Below are 22347 nucleotides of genomic sequence, written 5' to 3'. Positions count from 1 at the left end.
GATAATGACCAAGACCAAAACCTTGTCCTTCGGCTTTGTCCATGTCCTTGTGGCCTTTTCTGTGACCTATGCGATTACCGGCGATCTGGTTATTGGCGGCGCGGTGGCGTTGATTGAGCCAGCAGTGAACACCGTGGCCTACTACTTCCACGAAGTCCTGTGGAAGAAAATGGAGAGCCACAAAGAGACGCTGCAAACCTTCTTTGCCGAGACAGTGTAAGACGCCGCGAAGTCGGATTACGCCCGGCGGGCTAATCCGACCTACGAATCCCGGCGCTGGGTGGCGGTGTCGGGGATGGTGAGCGCTGCGCTCATCTCCCGCGCCAGACGATCGCCTTCGGCGGCGCGCGGCTTGGCAAAGCGGGCCAGCCCGAAATAGACCACTGGCGTGAGGAACAGCGTGAACATCGCGGCCAACCCCAGCCCGCCGAAGATCACCCAGCCGATGGCCCAACGGGCTTCCGCGCCGGCTCCGGTACTGAGAATCAAGGGCAGGCCGCCGAGCACCGTGGACATCAGGGTCATGGCGATCGGGCGCAGGCGCACCTGGGCCGCCGTGCGTACCGCGTCGTAGACAGAGTGCCCCTGATCGCGCAGCTGATCGGCGAACTCCACCAACAGAATACCGTTTTTGGCCATCAACCCGATCAGCATCACCAGCCCGATCTGGGAATAGATGTTGATGCTGGTGCCGGTAATCACCAGCGCCAGGATGGCAGCGGCAATACCGAAGGGCACGGTCACCATCACGATCACCGCACTGGTGAAACTTTCGAACTGGGCACACAACACCAGGAACACCACCAACAGCGCGATGATGTAGGTCAGCGCCACTTCGCGCGAGGTTTCGTCGAGGGTTTGGGCCTCACCCTGGAACACCAGACCGATGCCGTTGGGAAGCACCTCGTTGGCCACAGCGCGAACATCTTCCACCGCCGCCCGCAGGGGATAATCGCTGTCGAGGTTGAAGTCCATCTCGATAGAGCGCCGCTGGGCATTGCGCTCCAGTTCCGCGGCTATGTTGTCTTCGCGCAAACGCACCACACTCGACAGCGGCAAGAGCTCACCGTCGCGGGTGGTGACGTAAAGATTGTTCAGGTCGTTGGGACTGCGAATCTGCCCCGTGGCAGATTCGAGCATCAGCGGAACCGCCTCGTCATCAATACTCAGATCCACCACCCGGAAGCCGTCCACCATGGCGCGCAGGGTGGTCGCCACATCGTTGAGGTCGACCCCCAGCTCCGACGCCCGACGCCGATCAATATCCACGGACAATTGCGGCTTGTTCGGATCGTAGTCAATATCCGGATCAGAGAGGTGTTCGTAGCGCTCTTCAACTTCGCGCATCAGGGTGCGAGCGGCCGCGTAGATGCTCTCGTAGTCAGGGCCGGTCAGGGCCAGCTCGACGCTACTGCCGCCACCGCCGCCGCGCAGGTTCAGACTGTTGCCTGCGCCCACCCACAGGCTGACGCCCGGCAGGTCCCGCAGCGGTTCGCGAATTTCGTCGGCGATTTGCTGTTGCGTGCGTTCGCGCTCACTCCAGTCCGCCAGCGGCAATACGATCAGCGAGCGGTTGGGATCGCGCCAGCCGATGATGGAAAACGCCAGGCGCGCCTCACCCGACTCGAGGATCGGGTGAATGATATCGTGCATGGCGTTGACCTGGCGCTCCATGTACTCGATTCCCACGCCTTCGGGGCCGCGCGCACCGATGTAGAGAATGCCGCGATCCTCTTCCGGCAACAATTCTTGAGGCACCTGGGTGTAGGCATAGCCCGCCGCCGCCACAATCAGTAGCGCCAGCCCAAAGGTGACCCAGGCGTAGCGCAAGGCCCGCTCGATCAACCATTGATAGCCGTTCGCCAGGGCGTGGCCGAAACGCTCCAGGCGATCGCGCAGCGGATGCGCCCGACCGGCAGGTTCCGGAGAAATCCGGGCGGCCGCCGCCGGCACCAGCGACAGGGCGACAAACGAAGAGATGGCCACCGCCACCGCGAGCACCAACCCAAACTCGCGGAACAGGCGCCCGGCAGTACTCGGCAACAGCGCAATCGGCACGAAGACCGAAATCAACACTGCGGTGGTGGCTACCACCGCAAAAAACACCTGCCGGGTACCGAGCACCGCCGCCGCGCGCGCGCCCAAACCCTGCTGACGCCGGCGCTGGATATTTTCCAGCACCACAATCGCGTCATCCACCACCAGCCCGGTGGCCAGCACCAGCGCCAGGAGAGTGAGCACATTGATCGAAAAACCCATCATCCAGATGGCCGCGACGGTGCCGATCAGGGCAATGGGAATGGCCACACTCGGGACCAGGGTGATCCGCAGCGACCCGATAAACAACCAGATGGTGGCCACAACAATCGCCACCGTCAGCAACAAGCTGGTGATGACTTCCCGCACCGAGCTCTTGATAACAATCGCGTCGTCTTCCGTCACGGTCAGCTCGATATCGGCGAAGCGTTCGTTCAGCGGGCCGAGAACCTGGCGAATACTGTCAGAAATTTCCAACGTGTTCGATTGCGCCTGGCGGATGACGCCCATACCCACCACAGGCTGTTCGTTAAAACGGACCAGTGAGTTGGCATTGCGCGGCGCAAAGAACACCCGCGCCACATCACCCACTCGGGTATTGCCGCTAATCACTATGTCGCGAAGATCTTCTTCAGTGACTGCGGTCGCATCAGCGCGCACCAGCAGCTCCTGATCGCTCCCACGAAAACTGCCACTGGGGACGTCAAAAGGGGCGGTGCGCAGGGCATCAGCCACATCGGACATCCCCAGGCCATGGCTGGCCAGGCGTAACGGGTCGATGACCACCCGCAAGGAGCGGGCGCGCCCGCCAAACACCTGGATGTCGGCTACACCTTCAACGGAAATCAATTCCGGGACGATATCGCGCTCGATGCGCTCGGTAAGCTCTGTGTCCGAGAGAGTGTCACTGATGGCGGCAATATTGATGATGGAGCGCGCATCGGGGTCCGCTTTGACAATCGAGAGCTGCTCGACATCTTCGGGCAGTCGACGCTGTACCTGGCTGACCGCCTCGCGCACCTCCGAGGCGGCATCGTTGATCGATACCCCCGGGGAGAACTCGAGCACCATGCGGAAGTTGCCTTCCTCACTGCGTGCACGAATATTGCGCAGACCGGTAACCCGTGAGACAGCGCCCTCAACGATGCTGGTGACTTCCGCATCCATGGTTTCGGGCGAGGCACCCGGGTACTCGGCGCGCACTACAACGATGGGACGATCGACATCGGGCAGTTCGCGCACCTCGACCGCCAGCAGCGCGGCCAGGCCCGCCAGGGCAATCAGAAGATTGATCACCAGCACCAGAATCGGCCGGCGAATACTCAGGCTGGGAAGATCGTTGACTTCGGGGGGTTGCTGCGCAGCGCTCACGACTCGGCTCCGCTCTCAGCCTCTACCTTGGGCGGCGCTTTAAGCTCCTTCCGGGTCAGTGCGGTATTGACCACCTGCACATCCATCCCCGCACGCACGATGTGCACGCCCTCGGTCACGATCGGCAGGCCTTCCGGTAAATCGGCATCCACCAGGACGCCACGGTCCGTGCGCTGTACCACATTGACATAGGTCCGCACGGCTTCGCCGTCTTCTACGGTCCAGACGTAGGCCCCTTCACTACCCCACTGCAGGGAAATATCCGGCACCAGTGGATAACGATTACCCTCGAGGTTGAGCGCAATTCGAAAGCTCATGCCCGGTCGCAACAGATCGCCGGGATTATCCACGTGGGCGCGCAGGGTGAAGGTACGCCGGCTTTCATTCACCCGCGAATCCACATCGACCACTTCGCCATCAAGGCGCAGGGCATTATCGTTCCAGGTGCGCAACTCAATCCTCTCACCTTCGCTCAGGCGTCCGAACAGCGTCTCCGGCAACTGGAAGCTGACCAACAAGGTGTCTCGATCATCCAAGGTGGTGATGACATCGGCAGTGGAAACCCAGGCCCCGGGATCGACGTTGGTGAACCCCACATAACCGGAAAAAGGCGCTTCGATAGTGCGGTACGCCAGATCCACTTCAGCCCGACGCAAGGCAATCCGTGCGCGCTCGACTTCGCTGCGCGCGTCGTCGAGCATGCTCTCGGTGACACCGCCGGCACCGGCGCTACGGCGGTAACGATCGAGACGGCGCTCGGCATCTTCCAGCTCCACCTGGGCCAACTCGACCGCCAGGCGCTGGTCGCGATCATCCAGGCGCAAAAGTACGTCCCCGCGAGCCACCCGCTGGCCCGGGCTGAACTCGACACTCATCACTTCGCCCGTCACCGAGGGGCGCAGCTCGATTGAGCGCAGCGCGCGCGAGGAGGCAACGGCCTCAACCCGCGTCAGCTCGCGCTGGTAGACGATACCTTCGGTCATCACCGGTTGTTTGCGCTCAGAGCGGCCGCCCGGCTCATTGGCGTCCTGGTCAGACTGGGAGCACGCCGTTGCAAACATCAGCGGCACAAAAAGCGCGGCCAGCGCCACAGCCTTACACAGTGGAATATTCATCATCGTAGACGTTTATCAGATTGCATGGGGCCCGGGTAAAGGGCGACTCACTACCCTACGTTAAAATCATACAAATGGCGAGGGCAACACCAGCACGATCGGCACAAGCAACGTAAAGAATGGTTAGCCGGTGTTAGCTGGCCTTTGGTTGTTGAGGGAAGCATTTATAGGGGTACGCAGAGAAGACGCAAAACGATCAAAATCCAGATCGCTCACCGGGCTCACACTCAGGCGCGCGCCCCCACAAGGACGGGCGCCGAGCACGGGCGCCCTCAACCTCTATCGCGCGCTTCTGCATATACAAAAAACGCAGCAGCTCATATTCAAACGGCGACCCGCTTTCGTAGTAGCGGAAATTAATCCCTTCACGCAGGTCCACCGCCAGCAGGGTACCCATGGCCCAGGACTCTTTGCCGGAGTAGATGCCACCGACATTGACAACACGTCCGATCCCCAGGTCTGCCAATTCGCCAACCCCGTCACGCAGATTGGACGGGCCCAGCACCGGCACCACCAGGTAGGGCCCCGCCCCCAATCCCCAGCGCCCGAGAGTATCGCCGAAGCGCGTCGGCGCCGGGTCGATGCCCATCGACGATGCGACGTCAAACAACCCGAGCAGGCCCAGCGTGGTATTGAGCGTAAAGCGGCCTGTGGTACGTACACCGCGCCCGAGTCGCCCCTGCAGAATGTGGTTGGCGGTGTTGGGGATCTCGCGCAGGTTGCTGAAGGCATTGCGAATACCCGCGCGCGCCTCCCGAGGGACATAGCGTCGGTAGCGCACCGCTACGGGCCAATGAATCGCCTCGTCAAAGCGCGCATTGAAGCGGTAAGTGGCCCGATTCATCCGCTCCATCGGGTCGTAGATATCAAACATCAGATCAGCGCCATTATCCACCGCCACGCTGTCGTCATGACAGGCGTCGAGATCATGACTGGCGGTGCTGCTACACCCACTCAGAAAAGCCGAAAAAACCATAAGCAGAAATACACAACGCTTGCGCATCTAGGGCCACCGCCCTTCAAGCATTCTGAGCAGATCGTCGACCTGCTCACGCTCGCCCAGCCCGCCCAGGTGCCCCCCGACAGGATACACTTTCAGACGCTCGCCAAGCGCACCTTTCAGCCAGGTCATATCGTCTGGCCCGAGAATAAAGTCGTCGCGTGAATGCTGCGCAAAAATATCTGAGCCGTCACTGAGCAGAGGCTCGAGCACTCGCAAGTGACTGCGCGCAATCAACGCCTCTTCAGTCAGTTCAGGCTCCCGCGCCAGATAAAAAGGCACAAAAACATGACGCATGTAATCCGCAAAGGGGCGGGCTCGTAGTTCACGTAAAACCGGTTCTAGCGAGCTACTGCGAGTAGGAGGATCATCCGGATCGACCACCACACCGGTGCCGGCAAAATAATCGCCGGCAAAGAACATATTCACGAGCGACACCCGAAACGTGAGCGCGATTGCCGCCGCATACTCTCGGCTACCTTCGAGTAACCGGGCTGCGGCCTCGAGCAGAAACTGTTCATCCATTTCGAGCGATCCAGACTGGCGATACATCCTGACCAGATCCGAATAAAGCCAGCGAAACAGCGCTTCGATGTCTTCCTGCTGGTCACCAATGCTGACCGAAAACAGTTCGTCCAGCCGACTGATGGAAGTAAACAGACTCACCGGTGGGTTGATCATCACGACACGCTCAATACCCAGGCCATCGGGGCGTTGATCGAGCGCCTTGAGTGCGGCAGCGTGGGCGCCACCCAAACTGTAACCAACCACATGCAGGCCGTCGATTTCCAAGCGCCCAGACAGTTGCACAAGAACTTCGGCCAGCAACCGGTGAAGATCCTCCGCATCCTGCAGAAGGTCCCCCGCGACACCGGTACTGGACGCACCCACGATAAAACCGGGAAAGGTCGGAGAAGGCACGGTCAGCACATGGTAACCGGCCTGGTATAACGCCCTGCGTAAGAGCTGATTTTTTTGAGTATTGGCGCCGCCACCGGTACCCGCAACAACAATTACCAATGGTGCCGGCTGGGACTGAGCGGCGTACCAGACACGCACATCACGGTTAAACCAAAACACATCCGGCAACGGGCGGCCGGTGTCTATTTGCACCAAAAGCTCCCGGGCGTTGATACGGTCGGGCAGTTGAGCTCTATCGTCGAGAGCGGGGCCATGGACTGTGCGCGTCAAGGCCGCGCGGGTCGCGAGCGATTCGGGAATCGTATTCCCCGGCACGGTATCGGGCGCAGACTCTCCACCATGCCCGCTCGCTGCCAAAACCAAGAGCGCCAGCAACACATGAGCTTTGACACACAACAACGATGAACGCTTAATGGGCACGCTTCTCCAGGTGTTTGAGGCGCTTGACGATGTCGTCGAGCTGGGTATAACGAACGGTATTCCGGCGCCACTGACCCACCGGCTGGGCCGGCAGAGGCGAAGCATAAACTCCAGGCTCGGTGATGCTGCCGGTTCCACCGGTCATTCCCATCAGGGTAACACCGTCACTGCAACACCCGCATTACTTTTCATACGTTGATCCCTCACTGAATGGACCGGCCGCTGAACACTCAGCTACGCGAATACATGAGTATTGAAAAGGCCCAAAAATTGTTGGATAGCCTAGTAGAATCCGCCGGCTGTGCGAAGCAAAACTCTGTAAAAACGTGTACATCACGCTTACAGAGCCATTGCATCCGGCTGCCAGCCACCCCCCATCGCTTTAAATAAGGTGGCGGTTGCGGCCAGGCGATCGCTGAGGGCTTCGCTCAATGCCATTTCAGCATCGAGCAATGCTCGCTGTGCATCCAATAACTCGTAAAACCCAATGGCGCCGCGCTCGTATTGCAGCTCGGCCAACACCAAGGTCTGCTCAACCGCCTCAACTTGGCGCCGAATAGCGCTTATACGTTCCTCCGCACTGTCATACAACGTGAGTGCATCCCGGGCATCGCGAAAGGCACCCGTCACGGCCAACTGATACTCGGTTTGTGCCACCTCGTATCCAGCCTTGGCAGCCTCAACGCGGGCCCGTGTGCGACCAAAGTCAAACAAGGGCGCCGCCAGGTTGGCCCCCAGACTCCAGGTCTGTGCAGGTGCGGTAAAAAGATCGCTGGTATCAAGGGCCGCACTGCCCACCATGCCGGTGAGATTGAGATTGGGCCAGCGGGACGCTTCGGCCACGCCAATTTGAGCATTGGCCGCGATCAACCCCGCCTCGGCGGCACGTACATCCGGGCGACGACGCAACAGCGCCGAAGGCATGATCGCCGGCACACTGTCGGGCAAGCGAATGTCGGTCAGACGGGTCTCGCCAAAATCCAATTCCCCGAGCAGCTCCGCCGACGAGTAGCCCACCAGCATCGCCAGGGTATTACGGCTCATCGCAGCCTGCTGGCGCAACGCGGGCAACTGAGCACGCACACCCTCAAGCTGGGCTTCCGCCTGACGTATTGCCAGTGGGTTGCTCGCGCCACTGTCGTAGCGGGCCCGCTCGATCTCCAGCGTACGCTCGCGCGAGATGCGGGCATCCCGGGCGAGCGCGTACTGCTGCTCCACCGCGCGCAAATTAAAGTACGCCGTGACCACATCGGCAATCAGACTCAAGCGCACCGCTTGCGCGCCAAAAGCTGATTGCTCCAGCTGGGCACTGGCCGACTCGCGCTCGCGCGCCAGACGACCCCAGAGATCGAGTTCATAACTCAGAGCACCGGCCACCACGAATTGATTGCGCGCTTCGCCACCACCCAGACCCGGGGGCATCAAGGCTTCCGGTTGCTGTTCGCGGCTGGCATCGGCCTGGCCACTCAAGCTTGGCCAGCGATTGGCCCGAGCCAGACCAAGCTGGGCGCGGGCCTGTTCAATACGCTGGACCTGGGCACGTAGAGTCAGGTTATCGTCCAGCGCCCGCTCGACCAGTTGGTTGAGCACCGGATCGTCAAAGCGCGTCCACCACGCTTGCCAATCGAGCAGCGCCTGACCTTGCGCGGCCCCCTCAAGCAGGTCGTGCTCGGGCCAGGCATCGGGCAAATCAAGGGTTTGGGCCTGATAGTCAGGCCCGAGGCTACAGCCACCAAGCAGGGCAATGGCGACCGTCACTGTCATCAGCTTACGCATGCTTCGCATCTCCTGCTTCGGTGTGGTCTTTGCGCGCCTGACGCCAGGTCGCAAGGTCTTCCAAAAGTTTGTAAGCCAAGGGAACAAACAGTAGCGCCAGAGTGCTGGCGGCCACCATGCCACCTACCACCACTGTACCGATTTCCTGCCGACTGGCGGCACCGGCACCGGTGGCAAACATCAGCGGCAAGGTGCCGATGATGAAAGTGGCAGCGGTCATGATGATGGCCCTGAAGCGCTGGCGCGCCGCGGTCACTGCCGCCTCGTGCGAGGTCATTCCCGCACGCCGGTTTTGAGCGGCGAACTCTACGATCAGAATCGCGTTTTTGGCCGCCAGGCCGATCAATACCAACAGCCCCACCTGAAAATAAATATCGTTGGGAAAGCCGCGCAAGGTCCCTGCGAGCGCCGCGCCGAGGACACCGAAGGGCACGGCTGTGGCCACTGCCAGAGGCAAGGTGACGCGCTCGTATTGCGCGGCGAGAATCAAAAACACCATCAACAACCCCATGGCAAAGGCGGCGCCGCCGGTGCCCGCAGCCACGTCCAACTGGTAGGCTTCGCCGGTCCAGCCCAGCTGCATGTCGTACGCCTCCCGCAGCTCAGCGACGACCTGCTCCAGCGCTGCCTTGGCCTCACCCGTGGTATAGCCCGGCGCCGGATCACCCATCAATTTGGCGGCGGGAAAGACATTGAAGCGGTTGATGATGTCCGCCCCGGCGCGACGTTCAAGCGTGACCACCGAACTGAGGGGCACCATCTCGCCGCTGCTGCTGCGCACAAACACATGGCGCAGATCGTCGGGCTGGCTCCGGTATTGGGCTTCCGATTGCAGGTTCACCCGCCACAGACGGCCCTGGTAGGTGAAATCATTCACATACATGGCGCCGAAGGTGCTCTGCAACGTACTGAAAATTTCATTGATGGGCACCCCCATGGCCTTGGCTTTTTCCCGGTCGACCTCGGCGTGGTAGCGGGGAATATTGGTCTCCAGGGTGGTGCGCACATTGGTGAGCGCCGGGTGCTCATTGGCTTTCGCCGCCACCTGGTTGGCAATCCGGGCAATGCCCGCCGTATCGGCGCTTTCGCGCACCTGCAAGTAACCCTCAACCCCACCGGTCAATGACAGCCCCTGAATCGGAGGCGGCGTGAAGGCAAAGACATTGGCTTCCTGAATACCGAAACCCATGCCCATCACCTGCTGGGCAATCTCGGCGGCACTCTGGCCCTCGCTGGTACGTTCGTTCCAGTCGCTCAGGTTGATAAAGCCCGCCAGCGCGTTGGTGCGCAGAGAGCCCGCAATCATGTCGAAGCCGGCAAAGGCGGTGAACTCTTCAATCCCGTCGAGCGCCACCAGCTGTTCGGCCAGTTGGTCGCGCACGGCTTCTGTGCGACCCAGCGCAGACACCGCTGGCAATTGCCCCACGGCCATGGCCACGCCCTGATCTTCCTGGGGCACCAAGCCAGAGGGCATGCGCACCAGAAGCAACACGGTAAGCAGACAAAATCCGGCAAAAAGCGCAACACCGATGATCCAGCGGCGCAACAACCAACTGACTGCAGCCACAAAGCCATGGGTGAGCTTGTCGAACCAGCGGTTAAACAGCTGGAAGGGCTTGGCGACGGTGTGCGGTTCCTTATCGAGCAAGAGCGCGCACATGGCCGGCGTCAGCGTTAGCGCCACAACCCCGGAAACCACCACCGATACCGCAATGGTGACCGCAAACTGGCGATACAACTCTCCACTCAGACCACCGAGGAAAGCCACCGGGGCAAACACCGCCACCAGCACCAGGGTTGATGACACCACCGCGCCGGACACCTGCTTCATGGTTTCAACGGCCGCCTCGCGCGCCTTCATGGATTTTTCCACAATCAGGCGCTCAACGTTTTCCATCACAATGATGGCATTGTCCACGACAATACCGATGGCCAGCACCAATCCGAACAGGGTCAACATATTGACCGAGAAACCCAGGGCCTGCATACCCGCGAAGGTGCCGATCAGAGACACGGGAATAGCCGCGACCGGAATCAACGTAGCGCGAATGTGCTGCAGAAAAAGAAAAGTGACCGCCACGACCAACGCCACGGCAATCAACAAAGTGATGATCACTTCGCGCACGGACACCTGAATAAATTCGGTGGTGTCGTAAGGGACATTGAATTCGAGCCCGTCCGGGAAGCGCGTCGCCAAATCCTCAAAGGTCGCGTGCACCCGCTCGGCGGTCTCCAGGGCGTTCGCGCCCGGCTGCAGGTAGACGCCCATGGGCACTGTGGACTGCCCGTTATAGGTAGCGGAAAAGTCGTAGCCTTGGGGACCCAACTCGGCGCGGGCGACATCGCCCAGGCGCAACGTGGCACCGTCTGAATCACTGCGCAGAATAATCCGCTCAAAGGCTTCTGCGCTGTCCAGCTGGCCCTGACTGGTTACCGTAAAGGTAAACGCCTGACCGTTGGTTGTGGGCTCGGCGCCAATACGGCCAGCGGCGTACTGAGCATTCTGCTCGCGAATCGCGGCGGCCACATCGGTGGGATTGAGTTGATGCTGGGCCAGCTTTTCCGGATCAAGCCAGATGCGCATGGCGTAGTCCTGAGCACCGAACAAGGAGGCGTCACCGACACCCTCCAGGCGCACCAGTTCGTCGAGCACATTGAGCAGCGCATAGTTACTCATGTCGAGTGAACTCAGGCTGCCATCGGGTGAGGTCAGTACCGCCACCAACAGGATATTGGTGTTCTGGGACTGCACCCGCACCCCCATGTCGCGCACCACCTGAGGCAAGCGCGGCAATGCCGCCTGCACCCGGTTGTTGACGTTGATCGCTGCCTGATCCGGGTCGGTCCCCATTTCAAAGGACACAGAAATTTGCAGCGAACCGGCATCGGTACTGGTGGACTCCATGTAAATCATGTCGTCCACACCGTTGATTTCCTGCTCCAACGGTGCGGCCACGGCCTCAGCCAGAACGTCGGCGCTGGCACCCGGATAAGTGGCCGAAACCACAACCTGGGGCGGCACCACATCCGGGTACTGCTCCACAGGCAGGCCGCGCAAGGCCGCAAAGCCCGCGAGCACGATCAGAATCGAGATGACCGACGCAAAAATTGGCCGGTCAATAAAGAACCGCGACATACTTACGCCTCCTCGCCCAGGGTGTGAACCACCTGCACCGGCGCGCCATTCCCCAGCGCCACGTGCCCGTTCACCACCAGGCGATCGCCGCCGGACAGCCCCTCGTGCACCACCTGCTTGCCGTCGACCACCGGACCGAGGCGCACGGGACGAGCTTCGGCGGTGTCATCGGCGACAACAAAGACCTGAGGACCCTCCGGGCCCTGGCTCACCGCCGCCGGATCGATAAGAAAAATATCGTCGTAGACCGCCAGGGTCACCCGCACGCGCACAAACTGGCCTGGCACCAGGTCACCCTCGGGATTGGGAAATTCAGCACGCATGCGCACGCTGCCGGTGGCTGGATCGATCCGGCTGTCGGTGAAATCAATCTGACCCTGCGCGGGATAATCCTCGCCACTCGACAGAATTAGCTGGGCCGCTCTCGCCCCTTCTCGATCGCCGTGCGCACGCTGAATCGCCGCGTCGGTTTCGGGCAAAGCAAAATGCAGGTGTACCCGATCCTGCTGAGTCAGGGTGGTCAAATGCATGCCCGGCTCCACCAGGTTGCCTTCGTTGAAGCCTTCGATACCGGCGATGCCGCTCACGGGTGCCTCCACCCGGGTATAGCGCAAATTGCGCCGGGCATCGTCGAGCGCCGACTGAGCTCTCGCCAGGCGCGCCTTGCCCGCCTCGCGATTGGCTTCGGCCTGATCGCGCTCACGCCGACTCACCGCGTCGCGCTCATACAGACCAGAGACCCGCTCCCACTCGCGCTCGGCCTGGGCGTTAGCGGCACGGGCATCGGCCCGCTCGGCCTCCGCACTGCGCACCGCCAGCTCGTAGGACTCGGGCTCAATCTGAAAAAGGGTCTGGCCCTGCTCGACCACGTCGCCCTCCCGGTAACGGCGCTCCTGCAGGATGCCCGGTACCCGCGCGCGGACATCCACCTCTCGCAGGCCACGCACTCGTCCAGCATACTCGGCGCGGTGAGTCAGGCTCTGCCGGTCAACGGTCTGGACGGTAACCGGCGCGGGCGGCATCCCCTGCTGACCCTGCGTTTGCTGCTCGCTGCTACAGGCGCTGATCAGTGCCAGCGCACACAGAGGCAGACAGGCGCGAATCGCAACCCGGGAAAATGAAAATTGGTTCATTGTCAGACGCTCCAATGGTTTGGTTTAGATGTCAAAGTGATAGCGGTAAATCAGTCAATCTTGCGCACGGCACCCAGAGGGGTCCAACAAGACTCAGTGCGGAGGCTTCAGAATCCCCTGCATGAAAATCTCGAACAAGGTGTCAAAGCGCTCGCTCAGGGGCTTGGTCCGGTGCGGCGAACATTGCAAGAAAACCGCGCCATGGATCAGGTCAGCTCCCGCATCCATAATGTCCTCCAGCGCAAAATCTCGCAGCTCACAGGTCTGTGCCAGACGCTCGAACAGCGGTAAGCCGATTTCCTCGCGCCCTTCGGGGGCACGGGCAAAATAACTCGAGGCCTTGCGATCCGGAAAGGCAATCCGCTCCTCGGCGAGCAACTCGATAACCTCGGGATTGTTTTCAAAGAACAACAGGTAGGCACGCATCAGCTCGCGCAGCTGCTCAATGGGGTCCTCTCGGCTCTCTACGCCCTCGGCAATCGCCTGCATCAGGCGCTCCAGACAATCATCCAGCACGGCCGAAAACAGCTCCTCCTTGCTCGCCAAATGCCGATACACCGTACCCTTGCCAACCCCGGCGGCATCGGCCACCGCCTGCATATCGGCCCGCTGATAGCCTTGCTCGGCAAAGACGCGACAGGCGGCTGCGAGAATTTCGGAACGGCGCTGATCTGCGGGCTTATGGACTCGCTTCGGTTTAAGCTCGGTCATTTCGGGCTGGCCTCAATACGGACGGACTGGTCAGTCCGTTAATGTAATGACTCTGGCCCTTGCTGTCAACCGCGCGATGGCAACGCCGGGGGTAGAAATTCCGCCGCCCACCCCCAATAATGGGGACCTGACACTTATGAGAATCAGGAACCGCCATGACTGCCACCGTCGCGCCGCTGAGCAATGACCCCGTCTGGGAAGAGATTCGTCGCCACACCCGGGACCAAGCCCAGGCCGAGCCGGTGCTGGCGAGCTTCCTCTACACCACCATTCTCAATCACGACACCCTGGAGGCAGCGCTGAGCTTCCACCTGGCGAACAAGCTCGACAGCCCGGCGGTACCCGCCATGCTGGTGCGCGAAGTGATCGAGCAGGCCCTGGCGGATGATCCCGCCATCGGCGCTGCGGTACGCGCCGACCTGATGGCGGTAAACGAGCGCGACTCCGCCTGCCACGCTCTGACCACACCCTTTCTGTTCTACAAGGGCTTTCATGCTTTACAGAGCTACCGTATTGCCCACTGGCTCTGGCAACGGAACCAGCAATCCTTGGCGCTGTATTTACAGAACCGGATTTCGGTGGTGTTCGGTGTGGATATCCACCCGGCCGCGGTCATCGGCAAGGGCATCATGTTCGATCATGCCACGGGCATTGTCATCGGCGAAACCGCCGTCGTCGAAGACGATGTGTCGATGATGCAATCGGTGACCTTGGGCGGCACCGGTAAAGAGAGCGGCGATCGCCACCCGAAAGTGCGCCGCGGCGTACTCATCAGTGCCGGCGCGAAAATTCTGGGCAATATCGAAATTGGCGAGTGTGCCAAGGTGGGGGCAGGCAGCGTCGTACTCAAACCGGTGCCCGCGCGCAAAGTGGTCGCGGGCGTCCCGGCTACCGTCGTAGGTGACAGCAACTGCAACCAACCGTCGCGCTCCATGGACCACCGGCTGCAGGACAAATAGTCATCCGGTCAGGCTTTCTCCAGATGCTCGCAAATCTGTTCCGCAGCATCGATAAAGGGCATCAACACCCGGTCAATACCGGGTTCACGGCGCAGCACCGCAGCTTGGCCTTCATGGTGAGCGGTAACAATGACTTTACCCTCAAAGCCATTCGCGCGTAGGCTTTTTACCAAGCTGCGATTGCCATGCACCATGGGCACGGAGCTGATCACGAAGCGCGCGCCGCTGATGGGCAACTGCTCCGCCAGGTCCGGGTCCTCCAGGTCGCCATACTGGGTATCGATGCCCTCCTCCTGAAACAGACGCACGGCTTGGGGATCAAAATCCACCGCCAGCACACTGTTACCCTGAGCCTTGAGTTTGCGGGCCATGCTGCCGCCATAGCGGCCCAGCCCAAACACAATCACGTCGAACTGGCGCCCGGCATTTTTGCGTTCCTCCGACTCCCGATGCGGCCGATCTTGCTCGAAAATACTGAGCAGGGGCGACAAGCGCTCGAACAGCGGATGGGAATAGAGAATCATGTAGGTAGACATGGCGATGGTGATCAACCCCACCAGGGTAATCAAGCCGACCACCTCGTCACTGATATGGCCAAGGGTCAACCCCAGGGCCGCAAAAATCAAAGAGAACTCACTGATCTGCGCCACCGTCAAACCGGCGAGAAACCCGGTGCGCTTGCGATAGCCCATCAACCCCATAATCACCATGACAATGATCGGGTTGCCCACGAGCACAAAAACTGACAACGCCAACGCCGCCCAGACCTGCGCCCCGAGCAGCGACAGGTCCAGCTGAGAGCCCAGGTGGATAAAGAAGAACAGCAGCAGGAAATCCCGGATACTGACCAGGCGGCCACTGATGACCTCCCGATAGTGGGTCGATGCCAATGAAACACCGGCAAGGAAGGCTCCCACCTCCCGGCTGAACCCCATCAGATCGCTACCGGCGGCCAGCGCCACCGCCCAAGCGATGGCAAAGAGCACCAACAATTCCTGGTTGCCCGCGAGGTAGTTGGTAAAACGCGGCAACACATACTTCATCATCAGGCCGGTGAAAACCACAAGCGCAAACCCTTTGAGCACCACGCCACCAACAATCATCCCCATACTGCCGGTCCCCTCCAGCGCCATGGCCGAAAGCACGATCATCACAAGGATCACGACGATGTCCTGAACGATCAAAAAGCCGATGGCGATCTGCCCGTGCAAGGCGTCGATCTCGCGCTTGTCCGAGAGCAGTTTGACAATGATGATGGTACTGGAGAACGTCAGCGCGATAGCAATATAGAGCGCGGCCATCGCGCTGAAACCGAGCGCGAGGGCAATCAGAAAGCCAAACAGGGACGTAAACAGGACCTGCCCCAGCCCCGTCGACAGCGCCACCCCACCGGTGGTTTTTATCAGGCTGACGTCGAGCTTAAGCCCCACCACGAAGAGCAGTATGGCAATACCCACCTCCGCCAGCAGGTGCACCTGATCGGTGGAGTAGATGAGGTCGAGCGCGGAAGGGCCCGCGATAATACCCAGTGCGATAAACGCCACGATCAGCGGCTGCTTCAAGAAACGGGCAGCGATGCCAAACACCGCCGCCAACAGCAACAAGGCCGAGAACTCCAGGAACGGGTTATCGGCTAATAAGCTGGTATCTAACACTGACTACTCCCCAGTCAATCCTATTGGAAGCCCACATTAAGGCAGAAAACAGATCACCTTGCACCAAATTGGTGCGCCCGCACGGAGACCTGGCCCAGCGACCGGGCACCCGGTACAGCATGGCCAGATTCTTGCTGCATAAAAGCCAATGCGCTTATGCCCTAGTCGTTGGAGTCACCCATGCAATATACCAGAGCCATGATCGAACTGGTTTACGAAATCAGACGCCGGGTACCTTCGGATATGAAACCAAGCATAAAAATGGCCAACCCGGACATGTTCCATGAGCTGGCCGCGTTTTACCATCAAAGCAAGGACGTTATCAGCAAAACCCTGATCAAGGAACTGTTTGAGCTGGCCGGCGAACCCTGGACCGGGGTGCTGGCGGCACACCAACCAGAGCTGCCCAAGCAGACCACAAAAGTCTACCGGGGCCAGGTGACCTTGACCGACAGCAAGCCCAGCGGCGATACCGCCGCCAAACCCAAGCGGATGTATCGGGGGCGGGCGATCGACTGAGCTCGACACCGTCAGGCTGACAGCATGTGCCCGGGCCGCTACAATAGGGCCAGCCGCACCCATGCCGACCAGGTACCCTCATGACACGCCCAGCCACCCTTCGACATCGCGCCCTCGCCTGGCTGGTGGTTGGTTCCTGGCTGCTTATCTGCGCGGTCGCCTTCTGGTATTTTCAGGCCCGCTGGACCGGCGCCTACGACAATAACCAGTGGTACACCTTCCGCACCGAGGGCACGCCGCCGCCCCCGCCTGCAACAGCCCCCGACGGGCAGATTGTAATGGTGCATTTTGTTGACCGCCGTTGCCCTTGCACCCGCTTCAGCTTGCCACACATCGACGTATTAGAAGCTCAATATGATCCTGCCGTACACAGCCTGCGTATTGATGCTTCAGACGCCAAAGCAACTGACTTTGATTGGATCCCGGCTTCACCCGCTGTTGCAATCTGGGACGCCAAAGGCGACCTCGCTTACCTGGGCCCCTATAACAGCGGCGTCATTTGCGGTGTCGGCGACGACCTGGTAGCGCGGGTGATGATCGCCCTGGAAAGCGGCGAGAACCCGCACTGGGTCAATCAGGAAGCGGTCGGCTGTTACTGCCAGTGGCCACTTGCTCATAACTGAGTATTTCAGTTTTAACCGACACGGCCGATCTTGTTGGTAAGCACTCGCACTCCCCCTTGTGTTCTATAGTTACGGTACTTTTATGAACAACGCCTCCCTGCACGCCCACCTGCAAACCCATTACGCCAACGCGGACAGACTGGTCCTTGCCGTGGCCTATGGTCTGATGGTGTACAGCCTGCTCTTGGCCTTCTGGTACAACACCTGGGCGGAGGCCCTGATCGTTGGCGGTGCCACCCTCGCCGCCATGCACGCCCTCAGCCTCATCGCCCCCGGGGAGATCCTGACGCGCGCGGTGATGGGCGCCGGCCTGATGGTCTTTTCCGCCCTTAATATTCACCAGGCTCACGGCATGGTGGAGTTTCATTTCGGCATTTTTGCATTGATGGCAGTACTGCTCTACTACCGTGACTGGGTGCCCATTGTCGCCGCTCTCGCGGTGGTGGCTGTTCACCACTTGAGCTTTTTTTACCTTCAGAGCCAGGGCGCCGGGGTGTGGCTGGTGACCGACACCGCAACGGGCTGGTGGATCATCTGGGTACACGCCGGCTACGCCACCGCCGAGGCCCTGATTCTGATCTGGATTGCATTGCGCGCACGAGGCGACGCCATCCAGGGGCAGGCCTTGATGGCCGCCATCGACGAGAGCACTCGGGACCCGAGGGTGGTCGACTTGCGCCCGCGCACCGATGGCTCGCAGCCAGCCCTGGTGCACTTCAACCGTTATGCGGACGCCCTTGATCAGTTGGTGAGCGAAGTCAAAAGTGTCAACCAGGCGGTTGGCATCAGCGGCCGGCGCGTAGGTGAACTCACCGCCGATATTCACACCCGCGCCAGCGCCCAGCAACAGGATACCGACCGGGTAGCGCGGGCAGCCGAAGAGCTTTCTGTAACCGCACGCGACATCTCGGGCAGCGCCCAACGTGCGGCCGAAACCGTCAATGAGATCGATCGGGACATCGATGCCGCCAGCAACGCAGGCCAACAGACCGAAGAAGCCATTAACCTGATGGCCGAAGACATCCGCTCAGCCGCCGACACCATTCGGGCTCTGGACCAGCGCACCGCCGATATCGACCGGGTACTGGAAGTCATCCAGGGAGTCGCGGAACAGACCAATCTGTTGGCACTTAACGCCGCCATCGAAGCGGCGCGCGCCGGGGAGCAAGGGCGCGGCTTTGCCGTGGTCGCCGACGAAGTGCGCACCCTGGCCCGACGCACCCAGGAGTCAACTCAGGAAATTCGCACCATCATTCAGGACCTTCAGGATGGCAGCAAGCAGGCTGTGGCCGCGATCGATACCAGCCAGACCCAGGTCGCAACCTGCGTGGACCACATCAAAAGCAGCCAGGCGCGTTTGGCCCAAGTCGTGAGCGCCATGGATCGGATCACCCAGCTCAATACCCAGGTAGCCCAAGCCACGGAAGAGCAGGAAAGTACGGCGGGAGAAGTAAGCGCCAGCATTGGCAATATTGTCAGCAGCAGCGCCCAGAATCTGAGCAATGCCGGCAACGCCGCCAATGCGGGGCAAGAGCTGATCGCCTTGGCGCAAGCGCTGGAGCGACTGGCCAACCGCTTTCAGGTGTCAGGGGGCGACTCCGACCGCTAGTGCCAATCCCGTCGCCGACTAAACTGCGGGCGTAAAAACTCCATCTGATCACCGCGAATCCGGTCGCTGTTGATCAGCGCCAGGTACTCGGCGGTATTGGGACAGAAGGGCAGTGCCAGCAACTCCATGTTGATATCACTCAACAGGCGGTTGCCTTTGTGCTGATTGCAACGTTTGCACGCCGTGACCACGTTGCTCCAGATGTCGCGCCCGCCGCGGCTGATCGGGTGGACATGGTCACGCGAGAGCAGGCCAAATTCAAACAGGCGGCCGCAGTACAGGCATTGATGGTGATCACGGGCAAACAATGCCCGATTGGTCAGGGGCGGCACCCGCCGCATTTGGGCCAGACGCCCGCCGCCGCAGGCGATGATGGCCGGTAAGTCCATGGTGGTCTGCTGGCCGGTGATGCGCGAGCGCCCGCCGTGTACCCGGCGCACAAAGCCACCCAGGCTCCAGCAGACCAGATCACGGGCATACAGACAGACCGCATCTTTCCAGTGCAGCCATTCGATGGGCTGCCCCGCCGCATTGAGTCGCAGAATTCTCGCTTCCATCAACACCCCCGGGTAAACAGGCTTTGACGCCGGCTCTTACACCTAAATACTCTTACGGATAACTATGAACATTTAATGACCAAAGCGCCAGTTTTTTGTGCATATTGCCTGCCAAACCCACAAAAAAAGCCCCATACGACAGGGGGATGCCGTATGGGGCTCACTTACAGGATGGGCCTTGCCTGGCCCTGTAGTTGCATTCATCCTTTCCCTCGCTCACACTCCTTGTGCCGTATCCCTACGCTGATCAGTTTTCCCGTTTTAACCGTTTGATTCCAGAGGCAAAAGGCGGAGATTACTGTGGGATATCTCCTACACGCCGGACGTCTTCGGCGGTTATTACCTAAGGCTATTACCGCTATTGGTATTTGTTACTTCAATTAAATCAGCAGATTTAATAGGATACGCACCGTTATCACTTATTCCACCCATCTATGAACAAGGAGCTTCATGACTATGTCACGTTATATCAACTCTGAACTGCAAGCCTTTTCCGCCAAAGCCTACCACAACGGCGAGTTCGTCGACGTCAATGACGCCAGCGTTAAAGGCAAGTGGTCTGTATTCTTCTTTTACCCCGCTGACTTCACCTTTGTATGCCCCACCGAGCTGGGTGACCTGGCGGACAACTATGCCGAATTCCAGAAGCTGGGCGTAGAGATCTACTCGGTTTCTACCGACACCCACTTCACCCACAAAGCGTGGCACGACTCTTCTGAAACCATCGGCAAGCTGCAATTTCCGATGCTGGCTGATCCCACGGGTCAACTGAGCCGCAGCTTCGGTGTTCTGATCGAAGAAGAAGGCATCGCCGATCGCGGTACCTTTGTTGTCGATCCCGAAGGCCGCGTACAGATCGTTGAAATCACTGCCGGTGGTATCGGCCGCAACGCCGAAGAGCTGCTGCGCAAGATCAAAGCTGCTCAGTACGTTGCCGCTCACCCCGGTGAAGTTTGCCCGGCCAAATGGAAAGAAGGCGAGGCCACTCTGGAGCCGTCTTTGGACCTGGTTGGCAAAATCTAAGCTTTGCCCTCTTCGGGCGGCGCCCCCGCTGCCCGGAACCTGTGCCCGGCCAGTCTTTTAGCCGGGTATGTAAGCTCGTGTTTTTGCCCACCGCAAGGTGGGCTTTTTTACCCCCTTTTTAGCCACCCTATCGACGACAGGACACACCGATGTTGGATGCCAATCTGAAGAAGCAACTGGACACCTACCTGCAGAATATCGTCAAACCGATTGAAATCCGTGTGTCCAGTGACGACAGTGACAAAGCCAAAGAACTGCAAAGCCTCGCGGAAGAAATCGCCGGGCTTTCTGACAAAATCGCCCTCCAGCCAGGTACTGACAAGCGCACCCCGAGCATGGCAGTAGGGCCTGCGGGCGAGCAGCCGCGAGTCAACTTTGCCGGCATCCCGATGGGCCACGAATTTACCTCATTGGTACTCGCCCTGCTGCAAGCCGGCGGCCACCCGTCCAAGGCGGACCCCGCACTGCTCCAGCAGATTCGCGAACTCAAGGGCGAGTACCATTTTGAGACCTATATTTCCCTGTCCTGCCAGAACTGCCCGGACGTGGTCCAGGCTTTGAACCTGATGGCGACCCTGAACCCCGGCATCACCCACGTGATGATCGACGGCGGCCTGTTCCAGGAAGAAGTCGAGCAGCGCCAGGTGATGGCAGTACCCGCAGTGTACCTCAACGGCGAGCACTTTGGCCAAGGCCGGATGAGCCTGCAGGAGATCGTCAACAAGGTCGATACTGGCGCCGCCCAGCGCGCCGCCGAGGCCCTGAACGACAAGGAACCCTATGACATGCTGATCGTTGGCGGCGGACCTGCCGGCGCCGCAGCGGCCATTTATGCCGCGCGCAAAGGCATTCGCACAGGCCTACTGGCCGAGCGTTTTGGCGGCCAGGTGATGGACACCATGGGCATTGAGAACTTTATTTCCGTGTCCTACACCGAAGGACCGAAGCTGTCTGCCGCCCTGGAGCAGCACGTCAAGGAATACGGTGTCGACATCATCACCGAGCAGCGCGCGGCCAGCGTCGCCCGCCACAAGCTGGTCGATGTTGAACTCGAAAGCGGTGCCACCCTGTCGAGTAAATCCATCGTCCTGGCCCCCGGTGCCCGCTGGCGCGAACTGGGCGTACCCGGCGAAGCCAAGTACCGCAACAAGGGCGTGGCCTACTGCCCGCACTGCGACGGCCCCTTCTATAAAGGCAAGCACGTGGCGGTGATCGGTGGCGGTAACTCCGGCATTGAAGCGGCCATTGATCTGGCGGGCATTGTCGAGCATGTCACCGTACTCGAATTTGCTGACACCCTGAAGGCAGACGACGTACTCCAGCGCAAAGCCCGTTCGCTCAAGAACGTCGACATCATCCTCAACGCCCAATCCACCGAAGTGAACGGCAACGGCGAGAAAGTGACCGGCATCACCTACAAGGATCGGGTCAGCGGTGAACTGAAAAGCATCGAACTGGCAGGCATCTTTGTCCAGATCGGTCTGGTGCCCAACACCGAGTGGCTCAAGGGCAGCGACCTGCAACTGAACCGCTTTGGCGAGATTGAGATCGACGCTCACGGCGCGACTTCAATGCCCGGTGTGTTTGCCGCCGGTGATGCCACCACCATCCCCCACAAGCAGATTGTCATTGCCATGGGTGCCGGTGCGACTGCGGGGCTGAGTGCCTTTGATTACCTGATTCGTCAGTCGGTCGACGACGAGGTCGCGGCACCCGAAACAGCGGAAGCCGAACCCGCCTAGTACTCCGTGGTTGAACGTCGAGCCCGGGTCCGGGCTCGAC

Annotated in this window: 18 protein-coding genes; 7 read left to right on the top strand and 11 right to left on the bottom strand. The window is 60.3% G+C overall.

All coding sequences use genetic code 11. The features are described from left to right. Positions 1-4 precede the first annotated feature (4 nt). Entirely contained in the window at positions 5-220 is a 216-nt protein-coding gene (locus DKW72_RS12510) for a DUF2061 domain-containing protein (protein WP_111642720.1), read from the top strand. A 41-nt stretch (positions 221-261) separates the two neighbouring features. Here DKW72_RS12510 and DKW72_RS12505 read toward each other — a convergent pair whose 3' ends face one another. The 9 genes from DKW72_RS12505 to DKW72_RS12465 form a co-directional block, all read right to left on the bottom strand. Beyond that, positions 262-3408, bottom strand: a complete 3147-nt coding sequence (locus DKW72_RS12505) for an efflux RND transporter permease subunit (protein WP_111642719.1) — start codon at positions 3406-3408, stop codon at positions 262-264. Next, the gene (locus DKW72_RS12500; RefSeq protein ID WP_198411338.1) at positions 3405-4523 is read right to left on the bottom strand and encodes an efflux RND transporter periplasmic adaptor subunit; all 1119 of its coding nucleotides are present in this window, start codon (positions 4521-4523) and stop codon (positions 3405-3407) included. The genes DKW72_RS12505 and DKW72_RS12500 overlap by 4 nt, the downstream gene beginning before the upstream one ends. A gap of 196 nt (positions 4524-4719) precedes the next feature. After that, positions 4720-5526, bottom strand: coding sequence for an MlaA family lipoprotein (locus tag DKW72_RS12495; protein WP_111642717.1), 807 nt, complete (start codon positions 5524-5526; stop codon positions 4720-4722). Further along, positions 5527-6864, bottom strand: coding sequence for an alpha/beta fold hydrolase (locus DKW72_RS12490; RefSeq protein WP_111642716.1), 1338 nt, complete (start codon positions 6862-6864; stop codon positions 5527-5529). Continuing rightward, positions 6854-7015, bottom strand: a complete 162-nt coding sequence (locus tag DKW72_RS12485) for a hypothetical protein (protein WP_198411337.1) — start codon at positions 7013-7015, stop codon at positions 6854-6856. Before DKW72_RS12485 ends, DKW72_RS12490 begins: the two co-directional genes overlap by 11 nt. A gap of 188 nt (positions 7016-7203) precedes the next feature. Next, the gene (locus DKW72_RS12480) at positions 7204-8640 is read right to left on the bottom strand and encodes an efflux transporter outer membrane subunit (protein ID WP_111642715.1); all 1437 of its coding nucleotides are present in this window, start codon (positions 8638-8640) and stop codon (positions 7204-7206) included. Then, positions 8633-11776: an efflux RND transporter permease subunit gene (locus DKW72_RS12475; protein ID WP_111642714.1), complete on the bottom strand. Its 3144-nt coding sequence runs from the start codon at positions 11774-11776 to the stop codon at positions 8633-8635. The genes DKW72_RS12480 and DKW72_RS12475 overlap by 8 nt, the downstream gene beginning before the upstream one ends. Positions 11777-11778: 2 nt before the next feature. Beyond that, on the bottom strand, positions 11779-12909 hold the full coding sequence (locus DKW72_RS12470; RefSeq protein ID WP_111642713.1) for an efflux RND transporter periplasmic adaptor subunit: 1131 nt from the start codon (positions 12907-12909) through the stop codon (positions 11779-11781). Positions 12910-13002: 93 nt separating this feature from the next. Continuing rightward, positions 13003-13620: a TetR/AcrR family transcriptional regulator gene (locus tag DKW72_RS12465; protein WP_111642712.1), complete on the bottom strand. Its 618-nt coding sequence runs from the start codon at positions 13618-13620 to the stop codon at positions 13003-13005. Between the two features lie 155 nt (positions 13621-13775). On the opposite strand from DKW72_RS12465, the gene cysE reads away from it, so the two are divergent. Next, positions 13776-14579, top strand: a complete 804-nt coding sequence (gene cysE / locus DKW72_RS12460) for a serine O-acetyltransferase (protein WP_111642711.1) — start codon at positions 13776-13778, stop codon at positions 14577-14579. Between the two features lie 8 nt (positions 14580-14587). Here the strand turns inward: cysE and DKW72_RS12455 are convergent, their stop codons facing one another. Continuing rightward, a complete protein-coding gene (locus DKW72_RS12455; protein ID WP_111642710.1) occupies positions 14588-16234 on the bottom strand; it encodes a cation:proton antiporter in 1647 nt (548 codons plus the stop codon). A 180-nt stretch (positions 16235-16414) separates the two neighbouring features. On the opposite strand from DKW72_RS12455, the gene DKW72_RS12450 reads away from it, so the two are divergent. The 3 genes from DKW72_RS12450 (at position 16415) to DKW72_RS12440 (ending at position 18985) form a co-directional block, all read left to right on the top strand. Beyond that, the gene (locus tag DKW72_RS12450; protein WP_111642709.1) at positions 16415-16753 is read left to right on the top strand and encodes a hypothetical protein; all 339 of its coding nucleotides are present in this window, start codon (positions 16415-16417) and stop codon (positions 16751-16753) included. An 80-nt stretch (positions 16754-16833) separates the two neighbouring features. Beyond that, entirely contained in the window at positions 16834-17376 is a 543-nt protein-coding gene (locus DKW72_RS12445; protein WP_111642708.1) for a DUF6436 domain-containing protein, read from the top strand. Positions 17377-17458: 82 nt separating this feature from the next. Beyond that, a complete protein-coding gene (locus DKW72_RS12440) occupies positions 17459-18985 on the top strand; it encodes a methyl-accepting chemotaxis protein (protein WP_111642707.1) in 1527 nt (508 codons plus the stop codon). Here the strand turns inward: DKW72_RS12440 and DKW72_RS12435 are convergent. After that, positions 18982-19542: an HNH endonuclease gene (locus DKW72_RS12435; RefSeq protein WP_111642706.1), complete on the bottom strand. Its 561-nt coding sequence runs from the start codon at positions 19540-19542 to the stop codon at positions 18982-18984. The two genes, DKW72_RS12440 and DKW72_RS12435, sit on opposite strands and share 4 nt — an antisense overlap. Before the next feature lie 450 nt (positions 19543-19992). On the opposite strand from DKW72_RS12435, the gene ahpC reads away from it, so the two are divergent. After that, on the top strand, positions 19993-20565 hold the full coding sequence (gene ahpC, locus DKW72_RS12430) for an alkyl hydroperoxide reductase subunit C (RefSeq protein ID WP_408631109.1): 573 nt from the start codon (positions 19993-19995) through the stop codon (positions 20563-20565). 149 nt (positions 20566-20714) lie between these two features. After that, positions 20715-22307 carry an alkyl hydroperoxide reductase subunit F gene (gene ahpF, locus DKW72_RS12425; RefSeq protein WP_111642704.1) on the top strand — a complete coding sequence of 531 codons (1593 nt, stop codon included), beginning with the start codon at positions 20715-20717 and terminating at the stop codon, positions 22305-22307. The last annotated feature ends 40 nt before the right edge of the window (positions 22308-22347 follow it).

This window comes from Marinimicrobium alkaliphilum (genome assembly GCF_003259155.1).
Lineage (GTDB): Bacteria > Pseudomonadota > Gammaproteobacteria > Pseudomonadales > Cellvibrionaceae > Marinimicrobium_A > Marinimicrobium_A alkaliphilum.
This window is presented reverse-complemented; position numbering and strand designations above follow the sequence as displayed.